Here is an 11992-nt window from a genome sequence, read left to right on the forward strand (position 1 = left end):
TGCGGGCGCGCCGAGTAGACTGGCGGCCGGAAATCCCCCCGAACCACCAGACGGAGACGCATGTCCGAGATCACGGCCGACACGGTCGCCCATCTGGCCCAGCTGGCCAGGATCGACCTCACTTCCGACGAGATCGGGAGCCTCACCAGGGAGCTCGGCCAGATCGTCGACTCCGTGCGCGCGGTCCAGGCCGTCGCCACGCCCGACGTGCCGGCGACCAGCCACCCGATCCCGCTCGAGAACGTCTTCCGGCCCGACGTGGTCGGCGAGACCCTCACGCTCGAGCAGGCCCTCTCCGGCGCGCCCGAGCACGACGGCAGCCGCTTCCAGGTCTCCGCGATCCTGGGGGAGGAGCAGTGAGCGCGCACGGCGACGAGCTCGTCCGCCTCAGCGCGTCCGCCCTCTCCGAGAAGCTGGCCGACGGCTCGGTCTCCTCGGTCGAGGCCACCCGCGCCCACCTCGAGCGCATCGACGCGGTCGACGGAGCGGTCCACGCCTTCCTCCACGTCGCGCGCGAGGGCGCGGTCGCGTCCGCCGAGGCGATCGACCGCCGGCGGGCCGACGGCGAGTCGCTGCACCCCCTCGCCGGGGTGCCTCTCGCGGTCAAGGACGTCATCGTCACGAACGACATGCCGACCACGAGCGGCTCCCGCATCCTCGAGGGCTGGCGCCCGCCCTACGACGCGACCGTCATGCGCAAGGTCCGCGAGGCCGGGCTGGTCCCGATCGGCAAGACCAACATGGACGAGTTCGCGATGGGCTCGACCACCGAGCGCAGCGCCTACGGCCCCACCCACAACCCGTGGGACCTCGACCGCATCCCCGGCGGCTCCGGCGGCGGGTCCGCCGCGGCCGTCGCGAGCTACGAGGCGCCCCTGGCCCTCGGCTCCGACACCGGGGGATCGATCCGTCAGCCCGCGCACGTGACCGGCACCGTCGGCGTGAAGCCGACCTACGGCGGCGTGTCCCGCTACGGAGCGATCGCGCTCGCCTCGAGCCTCGACCAGATCGGCCCCGTCTCCCGGACGGTCCTCGACTCCGCGCTGCTGCACGACGTCATCGCGGGCCACGACCCGCGCGACTCGACGTCGCTGCGCGACTCCTGGCCCTCCTTCGCCGACGCGGTGCGCCGCGCCGACGTGACGGGCCTCCGGATCGGCGTGGTCAAGGAGCTCGACGGCGGCGAGGGCTTCCAGCCCGGCGTGCTGGCGCGCTTCCACGAGGCGCTCGAGATCCTTCAGGGCGCCGGAGCCGAGGTCGTCGAGGTGAGCCTCCCGAGCGTCGAGCACGCGGTCGCCGCCTACTACCTGATCCTCCCCGCGGAGGCCTCCAGCAACCTCGCCAAGTTCGACTCGGTCCGGTTCGGCCTCCGGGTCACGCCGGAGGGCGGCGGCACGGTCGAGCAGGTCATGTCCGCGACCCGCGAGCAGGGCTTCGGCCCCGAGGTCAAGCGCCGGATCATCCTCGGCACCTACGCCCTCTCGGCCGGCTACTACGACGCCTACTACGGCAGCGCGCAGAAGGTCCGGACCCTGGTGCAGCGGGACTTCGACGCGGCCTTCGCGGACGTCGACGTGATCGCCTCGCCGACGGCACCGACGACCGCCTACCGCCTCGGCGAGAAGCTCGACGACCCGCTGGCGATGTACCGCGGCGACGTCGCGACCATCCCGGCGAACCTGGCCGGCATCCCCGGCATCTCCGTCCCCGCCGGCCTCGCCGACGAGGACGGGCTGCCCGTCGGCATCCAGTTCCTCGCTCCCGCCCGGGAGGACGTGCGCCTCTACACCGTGGGCGCCGCGCTCGAGGCGCTGCTCGAGGAGAAGTGGGGCCGCCCGCTCCTCGCGCAGGCCCCCGACCTGACCCACTCCGTGCTCTCCGCGACCGAGGAAGGTGCCGTCTGATGGCCTCCGCGCACACGTCCGCTCCCGAGCTGATGGACTACGACGAGGTCTTCGAGACCTTCGAGCCGGTGCTCGGCTTCGAGGTGCACGTCGAGCTCAACACGAAGACCAAGATGTTCTCGGACGCGCCGAACGAGTTCGGGTCCGAGCCCAACACGAACGTGACCCCGGTCGACCTCGGCCTCCCGGGCTCGCTGCCGGTCGTGAACGAGCAGGCCGTCCGCTACTCGATCAGCCTCGGCCTCGCCCTGGGCTGCTCGATCGCCCCGTCCAGCCGCTTCGCGCGCAAGAACTACTTCTACCCGGACCTGGCGAAGAACTACCAGATCTCGCAGTTCGACGAGCCGATCGCCTTCGAGGGCTCGGTCGAGATCGAGCTGGCCGACGGCTCGCTCGTGCAGATCCCGATCGAGCGCGCGCACATGGAGGAGGACGCCGGCAAGCTCACGCACGTCGGCGGCGCCACCGGCCGCATCCAGGGCGCCGAGTACTCGCTCGTGGACTACAACCGCGCGGGGGTCCCGCTCGTCGAGATCGTCACGAAGCCGATCTACGGCGCGGGGAAGAGCGCGCCCGAGTACGCGAAGGCCTACGTCGCGACGATCCGCGACATCGTGCTGGCGCTCGGCATCTCGGACGCCAAGATGGAGCGCGGCAACCTGCGCTGCGACGCGAACGTCTCGCTCCGCCCGATCGGCCAGGAGAAGCTCGGAACCCGCACCGAGACCAAGAACGTCAACTCGCTCCGCTCGGTCGAGCGCGCCGTCCGCTACGAGATCCAGCGCCAGGCGGCGATCCTCGCCGCGGGCGGCACGATCACGCAGGAGACGCGCCACTGGCACGAGGACACCGGCCGCACCTCCGCGGGCCGGCCCAAGAGCGACGCCGACGACTACCGCTACTTCCCGGAGCCTGACCTGCTCCCGGTGGTGCCGAGCCCCGAGATGATCGAGGAGCTGCGCGCCGCGCTCCCCGAGAAGCCCGCCGACCGCCGCCGCCGCCTCAAGCAGGAGTGGGGCTTCACCGACCTCGAGTTCCAGGACGTCGCCAACAGCGGCCTGCTGGTCGAGATCACCGAGACCGTCTCCGCGGGAGCCGCTCCGCAGGCGGCCCGCAAGTGGTGGACCGGGGAGATCGCGCGCCTCGCGAACGCGGCGGGCGAGGACCCGGCCTCCCTGGTCACTCCGGCGCAGGTCGCCGAGCTCGCCGGTCTGATCGAGAGCGGCACGCTGACCGACCGCCTCGCCCGCGAGGTCCTCCAGGGCGTCATCGCGGGGGAGGGCACCCCGCAGGAGGTCGTCGACGCCCGGGGACTCGCGGTCGTCTCGGACGACGGAGCGCTCATCGAGGCGATCGATGCGGCACTGGCCTCGCAGCCCGACGTGCTCGCGAAGATCCGCGACGGCAAGGTTCAGGCCGCCGGTGCCGTGATCGGTGCCGTGATGAAGGCCATGAAGGGGCAGGCCGACGCCGCCCGCGTCCGCGAGCTCGTGCTGGAGCGCGCGGCCGGCTGAGCCGGTGCGCGGGGAGGTGCGGTCATGAGCGGTGGAACCGGCGACGCGCCCCTTCCCGCGCGGCTCGAGCTGCCGGCGGGCGCCCTCCTGCGTCCTCTCGTCTCGAGCGATGCGGACCTCCTGCACGCGGTGATCGGCGAGCAGCGACCGTGGCTCGCGGCTCTCCTCCGCGGGGACGATCCGGCCGCCCTGCCGTCGGCGTCCCTCGGCGACGACGTGCGCGGTCTCCTGCGCCTCGAGGAGGAGTCGCGTGCGGGCAGAGCGCACGCGTTCCTGCTCGTCGGCCCGGACCGCACCGAGGCGCTGGGCGCTCTGAGCGTCCGGCCCGGCGGCGGCGACTCCGCCGAGGCCTCCTGGTGGGTCGTCCCCGCCGTCCGGGGCTCGCGGCTCGAGGAGGAGCTCGACGCCTACGCGCGCCGCTGGCTCCAGCAGCACTGGCCCTTCGACACGGTCACCACGCCCGACAACCACCCCGACGATCCCGCCTCCCTGGCCGGGGCGAACATCGTGGCGCTCGTGCCCGCCGCGCCGGAGCGCACCGCCCTCCCCGACCCCGACGCCGCCTCGGCGGCGCTCCTCTGGGCGGAGTACCGCTCCGCACATCCGGGAGTCGACGAGGCGCTCCCGCCGGTCGAGGCGTTCGGCGACAGCACGGCGATGGCGGACGAGCTGCTGGGCCTCGTGCGGCGCGGAGTGAAGACGGCCACGGCGTCCCTCGCCGAGGAGGGGGCGCCCGTCGCGGGCGAGCACTGGATCGTCTGCGACGGCGCGGGAGCGGCGCGTGTCGTGCTCGTGACGGATGAGGTGCGGACCGGTCCGCTCGACTCCGTCGACGACGCGTTCGCCTGGGCCGAGGGCGAGGGGGACCGCACGCGCGCCTCCTGGCTCGACGGGCACCGCCGCTACTTCGCCCGCGTCTCACCGGGCGGCATCGGCGACGTGGTCTTCGAGCGTTTCCACGTGGTCTGGCCGGAGGCCGACGCCGAGCGCGCCGCCGCCTTCGCCCGCTCGGTCGGAGCGTTCCGGCCCGAGGAGCTCGACGGGACTCCCGCGCAGACCTAGGGGGTTTCCCGGATGCCCCGCTCAGGCGCCCTGCGCCAGAGTGGAGTCATGGCTACTCTCGTGCGCCCCCGTCGGGGCAGGATCATCGCCGGCGTCTGTGCCGGTCTCGCCCGCCGATTCGGCTGGAGCCCCTTCGTGGTGCGTCTCCTGTTCGTGCTCTCGTGCCTCCTCCCGGGGCCGCAGATCATCGCCTACCTCGTGATGTGGGTGGTCATCCCGAAGCAGAAGTGACCGAGGCCCCCGCTCCGAGCAGCCTCTGAGAGAACGCTCAGCACCCGGAGCGGTGGGAGGCCTACGGTGGCGGTGTGCGTCCGTCGGGCGCCGAGGAGGAGATCATGGGATTCCTGGACCGACTGCTGGGCCGCGACGAGCAGCCCGAGAGCGCACGCCGCTCGACGTACGCGCCGCCGCAGGCCGCGGACCGCAGGCCCGAGTACGGCTCCCCTCCGGCGACGTCTCCGCGCACCGACGATGAGCGTGCCATCGAGCGCTACCGCTACCTCCTCCGCACCGCGCCGCCCGAGGCGATCGAGCAGGTGCACCGCGAGGCCTTCGAGCAGCTGACCCCGGAGCAGCGCCAGCAGGTCTTCCGAGAGCTCAGCGAGGGGGCCCCTGTCGGCGACGCGCCGAAGGACGACGACCCCCGCACGCTCGCCCAGTCCGCCACGCGGAGCGAGCTGCGCCAGCCCGGATTCATGGAGCGGCGCTTCTCCGGCGGCGGAGGCATGGGCTTCGGCGGCGTCCTCGCCTCCTCGATGCTCGGCACGATCGCCGGGTTCGCGATCGGCTCGGCCATCGCGGGCGCGTTCCTCCCCGACGCGGGAGGCGACTACGCCGGCGGTGACGGCGGGGGAGACGCCTCGGCCGACGGCGGAGCGGATGCGGGAGGTGCGGACGCCTCCGGTGCGGACGCCGGAGACGGCGGCGGCTGGGGCGACTCCGGCGGCGGCGACTTCGGTGGCGGAGGCGACTTCGGCGGGGGCGGCGACTTCGGAGGCGGCGACTTCGGCTTCTAGCCTCGTTGCAGAGGGCCCCCGATCACGGACAGTGGTCGGGGGCCCTCGCTCGTTCCGGGCTAGTCCTCGTCGGTCAGCATGGCCTTCACCTGGCGGCGGAGGACCTTGCCGATCATGCTCCGCGGCAGCTCGTCGACGACGGTGATCCGCTTGGGCACCTTGTAGGGCGTCAGCGCCTCCCTGACGGCCTTGCGGGCGGCTGCGACGTCGAGCTGCGCGCCCGGCTCCAGGACGACCGCCGCCGCCACGGACTCGCCGCTGCGCGGATCGGGCAGGCCGACCACCGCCACCTCCTTGATCTCGGGCAGGCGGAGCAGCACCTCCTCCACCTCGGACGGCGAGACGTTGAAGCCGCCCGTGATCACGAGCTCCTTGATCCGGTCGACGATGCGCACGAAGCCGTCCTCGTCGATCGTCGCGATGTCGCCGGTGCGGAACCAGCCGTCGCCGGTGAAGGTCGCCGCCGTCTCGTCGGGCTTGCGGTGGTAGCCCCGGAACACCTGCGGACCGCGCACGACCAGCTCGCCCTGCTCGCCGGTCGCCACCTCCGTGTCGGGATCCTCGGGGTCGACGATCCGCACGTCGGTGCCGGGCAGCGGGAGCCCGACCGTCCCGGCGCGTCGCGTCGGACCGACCGGGTTGGCCATCAGGACCGGAGAGGTCTCCGAGAGGCCGTAGCCCTCGACGAGCGTGCCTCCGGTCAGCGCCTCGAACGAGTCGACCAGCGCCGGGTCGAGCGGCATCGCGCCGGAGATGGCGATCTCGATGCCGCGCAGGGAGACGCCCCGCTGCTGCGCGCTGCGCGCCAGGCGCTCCGCGATCGGCGGAACGGCCGGGAGGAAGGTGGCGGGGTGCTTCTTGACGACCTTCAGCACCAGCTCCGGGTCGAACTTCGGGAACAGCACCAGGCGCGCGCCCATGCTCATCGCGAAGGTGAGGCAGAGCGTCAGCCCGTAGGCGTGGAACATGGGGAGCACCGCGTAGACCACGCAGTCGCCGCGGCGGACCGTCGGCACCCAGGCGCGCGACTGGGCGGCGTTCGCCGTCAGGTTCGCGTGGGTCAGCTCGGCGCCCTTGGGCGTGCCGGTCGTGCCGCTCGTGTACTGGATGACCGCGAGGTCCTCCGCGACCGGGCGCGGGTGCGCCGGGTCGATCCGCCGCCTCAGCAGCGACTCCCACTCGATCGCACCGCGGACCGGCCCGGTCAGCGCGGCGCGCGACTCCCGGGCCTTCTTCAGCGGCAGGCGGAGGGCTGCGCGCATCGAGGCGGGCATCGCGCGGGTGAGGTCGACGGCGACGACGGTCTCGACGCCGAGATCGGCCGGGAGGTCCTGCACCGTCGGCACGACGCGGTTCCAGGCGATCGCGACACGAGCGCCGTGGTCCTCGAACTGGTGGCGCAGCTCGCGCGGGGTGTAGAGCGGGTTGTGCTCGACCACCACGGCGCCGAGCCGGAGGACGGCGTAGAAGGCGACGACGTGCTGCGGGCAGTTCGGGAGGACGAGGGCGACCGGATCGCCCGCGCGAACGCCCAGGCGGCGGAGTCCCTCGGCGGCCCGCTCCACCTCGTCGGCGAGCTGGGAGTAGCTGGTCGAACGGCCGAAGAACTCGAGCGCGACCTGGTGGGGATAGCGCTCGGCCGAATCGGTGACGATGTCGACGAGCGAGCCGGTCGGGAGCTCGAGCTCCGTCGGCACGCCGGGCGCGTAGCTGCGGATCCAGGGGCGGGGCGGGTGGGTGCTCACCCGCCCCACTCTAGGAGGAGGTGCCGGGGCTCAGGCTCCCTGAGCCACCGCGTCCTCGATCGCGGTGGGACCGGAGACGATCTCCCACGTCTTCGCGATGGAGGTCGGCTGCGCCAGGGCGGCGATCACCGTCGCGGCGACGTCCGCTCGCGGGATGCTCCCCTTCTCGACGGAGGTGCCGAGCGTGATCGTGCCGGTGCCCTCGTCGTCCGTCAGCCCGCCCGGGCGGAGGATCGTGTAGTCGAGGCCGGAGTCGCGCAGTGCCGCGTCGGCGTCGCGCTTGGCCTCGACGTAGGCCTTCCAGCCCTCCTGCGTGTCCTCGGGGAGCGGCTCGTCCACACCGATCGCGCTGACCTGCACGAAGTGCTGGACCCCGACGATCGCGGCGGCCTTCTGGCTGAGGACGGACGCCCCCAGGTCGACGGTGCGCTTGCGCTCCGGGCCCGAGTCGGGTCCGGCTCCGGCGGTGAAGACCATGCCGTCGACGTGGCCCAGCGCCTCGGCGAAGGCCTCGGGCGTGGTGTCCTCGAGGTCGTGCACGAGCGGCTCGCCGCCCAGCCGGACGATGTCCTCGGCGTGATCGGGGTTGCGGATCACTCCGACCGACTCGTGGCCGGCGTCGTAGAGCAGGTGCAGGATCTGCTGCCCCACCTTGCCGTGGGCTCCGATGACGGCGATGCGTGTCATGGACGTTCCTCTCCTCGTCGGGGCGGGTCGCCCCGTGTTCGTGGTCCCCTCCATCCTGCCGCGGCGTCCCTGGACGCCCCAGGCCTTGACGGCGTTCGGGCGCCGGGCCGTCAGGCGGCGAGGCGGTCGTCGCGTCCGGTGATGGCGAGCAGGCGGCTCTGGAGGGAGGCGGCGTCGTCGACCGGCACGGGCGCGGCGTAGAGGCCGCTCGCGCGCAGGGTCTCCTCCTGGGGTGCGAAGAGCTCCCAGACCGCTGCGACGAGCTCCTCGTCCAGCCGCTCGTCGCTGCCGGTCGCGCGGGCGAGGTCCCAGGCGTGGACGGTCACATCTGCCGTCTGCTCCTGCAGCAGCTCGACGGCGCTGACGGTGTCGCGCCCCAGCTGCACGGTCGCAGCCGGGTCGACGGTGCGGACAGCGTCGCGCAGGCGGTCGGTCACGCGACGCCACTCGCTCCTCAGATCGGTGGCGACGGACTCGAGGCGCAGCGCCGACTCGTCGCCCCCCGAGAGGAGCGTGTGCGCGCGCTGCTGCTCGCGGACGACGTGCAGCACGAGCGCGCGCGTGTCCCACTCGGTGTCGGGCGTGGGGGCCGACCAGTCCTCGACGGCGCTCAGCCGGAGCTCGAAGGCGCGGTGGGCGCGGTCCTGCAGATCGAGCCAGCGGCTCATCTCGGCGCCGGGGCCGGTCTCGGTGGCGGTGGGGGAGTCGGGGTGCTCGTGCGTCATGGTCTCTCCGGAGCGTCGTGGTGCTCGGGTCAACCGCGAGTGGTCGGCGCTCATTCCCGGCCGGCCCGGGCGCAGCGGTCGAGCGGCCGATGTCGGTGGTGCGTGCGAGCATGTCCCGAGGCGTGGGCGAGCAGGACGGAGCGGCGTGAGCAGGCAGGACGGCGCGGCGTGAGCGAGCAGGACGGCACCGCATGAGCAAGCAGGACGGCACGGGGCGGCAGGTCACGACCGAGCCCTTCGACGACCCGCGCGCGAGCATCATGCACATCGACATGGACGCGTTCTTCGCCTCCGTCGAGCTGCTCGACCGGCCGGATCTGCGCGGGAGGCCGGTCATCGTGGGCCACCACGGAGCGCGCTCCGTCGTCACAGCGGCGACGTACGAGGCGCGCCGCTACGGCGTCAACTCGGCGATGCCCATGGCGGTCGCCCTCCGCCGCTGCCCGCAGGCCGTGGTCCTCGAGCCGCACATGGAGCGCTACCGCGAGGCCTCTCGCCGCGTCATGGCGATCTTCGACTCCTTCACGCCGCTGGTCGAGCGTCTGAGCATCGACGAGGCGTTCCTCGACGTCGCGGGTGCCCGCCGCATCTCGGGCTCACCGTTCGCGATCGGCACCGAGATCCGCCGCCGGGTGCACGCCGAGCTCGGACTGACCTGCTCGGTCGGGATCGCCAGCACCAAGTTCGTCGCCAAGCTCGCCTCCGGCCGCTCCAAGCCCGACGGTCTGCTGGTCGTCCCCGCCGACGGCGTCCGCGAGTTCCTCGATCCGCTGCCCGTGAGCGCGCTGTGGGGAGTCGGCGCGAGCACGGAGGAGGCGCTTCTGCGCCGCGGTCTGCGCACCGTCGCCGACGTCGCGACCACCCCGCTGCCGTCGCTGGTGTCCGCTCTCGGCGAGGCGACCGGGAGGCGCCTGCACGCCCTGGCGAACGGGGTGGATCCGCGGCCGGTCGACACCCGCCAGATCGAGAAGAGCGCCGGACACGAGATCACGTTCGCCGACGACGTGGCCGACCCCGAGCTCGTCCGTCGTGAGCTGCTGCGGCTCTGCGACAAGGTCGCCGTGCGGATGCGCCGCTCGGGAGTGCGCTGCCGCACCGTCGCGGTGAAGGTGCGCTTCGGCGACTTCAGCACCCTCACCCGCTCCCGCACGCTCGTCGAGGCGACGGACGTGGCCCGGGTCCTCTACGAGGCCTCCTCCGCGCTCCTCGAGGCGGCCAACCCGATGCGGCGGCCCGTGCGGCTGATCGGCGTGCGCGGCGAGCAGCTGGTCGAGGGCGACGACGTCGCGTTCTCCCTGTGGAGCGACTCCGACGACTGGCGCGACGCGGAGCTCGCGGTCGACGGCGTGGCCGCCCGCTTCGGCTCCGGGGCCGTGCGTCCCGCCTCGCTCCTGTCCCGGTCGGCTCCCGAGTCGGCCAAGGGGATCGACCTCAGCGACACGCTCGCTACGCGGAACCGATCGTCAGACTGATCGGGCGGTGGTCGGAGCCGTTCGGCGGCAGGACCGCGACGATCGCGGCGGTGACGCCGTCGGCGAGCGCGTGGTCGAGCGAGACGAGCGGCAGCAGGGACGGCCAGGTCGCCGGGAAGCCGACTCCACCCGTGCGGACGAGACCCGCCTCCGCCAGCACCGGAGCGAACAGGTGGTCGTCCGTCGGCGTGTTGAAATCGCCGATGACCAGTGTCCGCTCCGACGCGTCGTCTCGAAGAGCGGTGGCGAGGTTCGAGAGCATGGTGTCCCGCTCCTCGTGGTCGCCCGGCCGGAACGAGGCCAGGTGCACCACGAACAGGCGCGCGCTGCCGACCGGCGTGTCGACGTCGACGGCGAGCGCGCGCTCCCAACCGAGACCGAGGTCGAGCGGCTCCTCGTCGGTCAGCTCGGTCCGGCTCCAGACGCCGACGGTGCTCGAGACGGACGAGTACGGATACTCGTCGGCCAGCTCGGCGTCGACCGCGTCCACGGCGTCTCCGTCGAGCTCCTGCAGCGCGATCACGTCGGGGCCGCGGGCGGCGAGCGAGGCGGCCAGCCCACCGGCGTCGCCGCTCGTCTCGATGTTCTGGCTGACGACGGTGAACGAGCCGGAGCGCACGGCCGGCGCCGGAAGCGCGACCGGCAGCACCAGCACGCCGTAGACCATCGCCAGCACGGTGACCGCGGCCGCCGTCCGGCGCGACCGGAGGGCCGCCGCGGCCGCGATGAGGAGCAACACGACGAGCCCCGTCCACGGGATCCCGACCTCGAGGACCGACAGCCAGCCGATCGGATCGGGCAGCGCGCGGTGGAAGGCGAGGAAGGCGGCGAGCACGAGGCTCGCGACCGCCACCGCGGCCGAGCGCACGGGGCGGCGGCGGCGGGTGCGGGCGGACATCCGTCGATCATGGCAGCAGGTCCCCGGAGGTCCATGGACGAGTCCTGTGCGCCCCGGCGGGCCGCTTGTCGCCGCGGAGAGCCGCGGAGTACCGTCGCACCATGCCCAACATCGCAGTCTCCCTGGCCGACACCGTCACCACCGCGGGTACCGCGACGATCTACGGCGAGCCCGTCACCGTCGACGGCGTCTCGCTCGTCCCCGTCGCCCTCCGCTGGTTCGGCTTCGGCGGAGGCAGCGGCTCCGAGGACGGCCAGGAGGGCGGCGGCGGAGGCGGCGGCGCCACGGTCATCCCGATCGGCGCGTACATCAAGGACGACCTCGGCCTGCGGTTCCAGCCGAACGTTATCTCGGTCCTCGCCGTCGGCATCCCCTTCGTGTGGGTGACCGGCAAGGCCCTCGCGCGCATCATCCGCGCCCTCAAGAAGTAGCCGGAGCGGCCCCGCGTCAGCTGGCGCGCTGCTGGCGCGCGGGGTACCACTTCTTCTTCGTCCGGCCGAAGCCGACGATCAGACGCTCGGCGTCGTCCGGCCGGCGGGGGTCGTAGATCACCGCGGCGGGCTCACCGGCCATCCACGCGTCCCCCCGCTTCAGCGGGTACTTCTGCGCGCGCTTCTCCACACCCTCGGCGGTCCGGTAGACGACCAGGAGCCTGCCCAGATCCCGTGCCGAATCGCGATCGCCGCGTGCCGGATCCGGCCCGACGACGCGCGCCGGCACCCGCGTGCCGTAGCTGAGCAGCTCGCGGCGGATCCGCGCACGGCGCTGCCAGAGCAGGGCCTGCAGCAGGACGATCAGCAGCACGGCCAGGACGACGACCACCGACCACGACATGACGTCTATGATTGCCGACGAACACGGGAGTCCGGTGCACCGGGCTGAGAGGAAGGCAGCAGCCTTCGACCGTCGAACCTGATCTGGGTCATGCCAGCGAAGGAACGTTTCGATCTCCTCTTACCAACCCGTGCC

Annotated in this window: 13 protein-coding genes and 1 riboswitch; of the genes, 8 read left to right on the forward strand and 5 right to left on the reverse strand. The window is 73.0% G+C overall.

Features of this window, described 5'->3' with window-relative positions:
• Nucleotides 1-60: 60 nt before the first annotated feature.
• From gatC to C5D50_RS11770, 6 genes are all read left to right on the forward strand, one after another.
• A complete protein-coding gene (gene gatC, locus C5D50_RS11745; protein ID WP_104223877.1) occupies nt 61-360 on the forward strand; it encodes an Asp-tRNA(Asn)/Glu-tRNA(Gln) amidotransferase subunit GatC in 300 nt (99 codons plus the stop codon).
• On the forward strand, nt 357-1904 hold the full coding sequence (gatA, locus tag C5D50_RS11750) for an Asp-tRNA(Asn)/Glu-tRNA(Gln) amidotransferase subunit GatA (protein WP_104247609.1): 1548 nt from the start codon (nt 357-359) through the stop codon (nt 1902-1904). Before gatC ends, gatA begins: the two co-directional genes overlap by 4 nt.
• Nucleotides 1904-3418: an Asp-tRNA(Asn)/Glu-tRNA(Gln) amidotransferase subunit GatB gene (gene gatB, locus C5D50_RS11755; RefSeq protein ID WP_104283580.1), complete on the forward strand. Its 1515-nt coding sequence runs from the start codon at nt 1904-1906 to the stop codon at nt 3416-3418. Before gatA ends, gatB begins: the two co-directional genes overlap by 1 nt.
• A 24-nt stretch (nt 3419-3442) precedes the next feature.
• Nucleotides 3443-4480, forward strand: coding sequence for an ASCH domain-containing protein (locus tag C5D50_RS11760; RefSeq protein ID WP_104254940.1), 1038 nt, complete (start codon nt 3443-3445; stop codon nt 4478-4480).
• 48 nt (nt 4481-4528) lie between these two features.
• The gene (locus tag C5D50_RS11765; RefSeq protein ID WP_104223873.1) at nt 4529-4711 is read left to right on the forward strand and encodes a PspC domain-containing protein; all 183 of its coding nucleotides are present in this window, start codon (nt 4529-4531) and stop codon (nt 4709-4711) included.
• A 104-nt stretch (nt 4712-4815) separates the two neighbouring features.
• The gene (locus C5D50_RS11770) at nt 4816-5496 is read left to right on the forward strand and encodes a hypothetical protein (protein ID WP_104232676.1); all 681 of its coding nucleotides are present in this window, start codon (nt 4816-4818) and stop codon (nt 5494-5496) included.
• A gap of 59 nt (nt 5497-5555) precedes the next feature.
• Here C5D50_RS11770 and C5D50_RS11775 read toward each other — a convergent pair whose 3' ends face one another.
• The 3 genes from C5D50_RS11775 to C5D50_RS11785 form a co-directional block, all read right to left on the reverse strand.
• Complete coding sequence (locus tag C5D50_RS11775) at nt 5556-7241, reverse strand: long-chain-fatty-acid--CoA ligase (RefSeq protein ID WP_104289014.1); 1686 nt, start codon at nt 7239-7241, stop codon at nt 5556-5558.
• A 30-nt stretch (nt 7242-7271) separates the two neighbouring features.
• Nucleotides 7272-7928 carry an SDR family oxidoreductase gene (locus C5D50_RS11780; RefSeq protein ID WP_104283584.1) on the reverse strand — a complete coding sequence of 219 codons (657 nt, stop codon included), beginning with the start codon at nt 7926-7928 and terminating at the stop codon, nt 7272-7274.
• Nucleotides 7929-8038: 110 nt separating this feature from the next.
• On the reverse strand, nt 8039-8653 hold the full coding sequence (locus tag C5D50_RS11785; RefSeq protein WP_258069609.1) for a TIGR03086 family metal-binding protein: 615 nt from the start codon (nt 8651-8653) through the stop codon (nt 8039-8041).
• Between the two features lie 191 nt (nt 8654-8844).
• On the opposite strand from C5D50_RS11785, the gene dinB reads away from it, so the two are divergent.
• On the forward strand, nt 8845-10125 hold the full coding sequence (dinB, locus tag C5D50_RS11790) for a DNA polymerase IV (RefSeq protein WP_104226745.1): 1281 nt from the start codon (nt 8845-8847) through the stop codon (nt 10123-10125).
• On the opposite strand, the gene C5D50_RS11795 is transcribed toward dinB, so the two are convergent.
• The gene (locus C5D50_RS11795) at nt 10100-11023 is read right to left on the reverse strand and encodes an endonuclease/exonuclease/phosphatase family protein (protein ID WP_104283585.1); all 924 of its coding nucleotides are present in this window, start codon (nt 11021-11023) and stop codon (nt 10100-10102) included. The two genes, dinB and C5D50_RS11795, sit on opposite strands and share 26 nt — an antisense overlap.
• 101 nt (nt 11024-11124) lie before the next feature.
• Between C5D50_RS11795 and C5D50_RS11800 the strand changes: the two genes are divergently transcribed.
• Nucleotides 11125-11454 carry a hypothetical protein gene (locus C5D50_RS11800; protein ID WP_104223724.1) on the forward strand — a complete coding sequence of 110 codons (330 nt, stop codon included), beginning with the start codon at nt 11125-11127 and terminating at the stop codon, nt 11452-11454.
• 16 nt (nt 11455-11470) lie between these two features.
• Here the strand turns inward: C5D50_RS11800 and C5D50_RS11805 are convergent, their stop codons facing one another.
• Nucleotides 11471-11857, reverse strand: a complete 387-nt coding sequence (locus C5D50_RS11805; RefSeq protein WP_104223723.1) for a DUF3592 domain-containing protein — start codon at nt 11855-11857, stop codon at nt 11471-11473.
• Nucleotides 11858-11871: 14 nt separating this feature from the next.
• Nucleotides 11872-11979, forward strand: a riboswitch (TPP riboswitch).
• Nucleotides 11980-11992 lie beyond the last annotated feature (13 nt).

This window comes from Rathayibacter sp. RFBD1, assembly GCF_002932915.1.
Taxonomy (GTDB): domain Bacteria; phylum Actinomycetota; class Actinomycetes; order Actinomycetales; family Microbacteriaceae; genus Rathayibacter.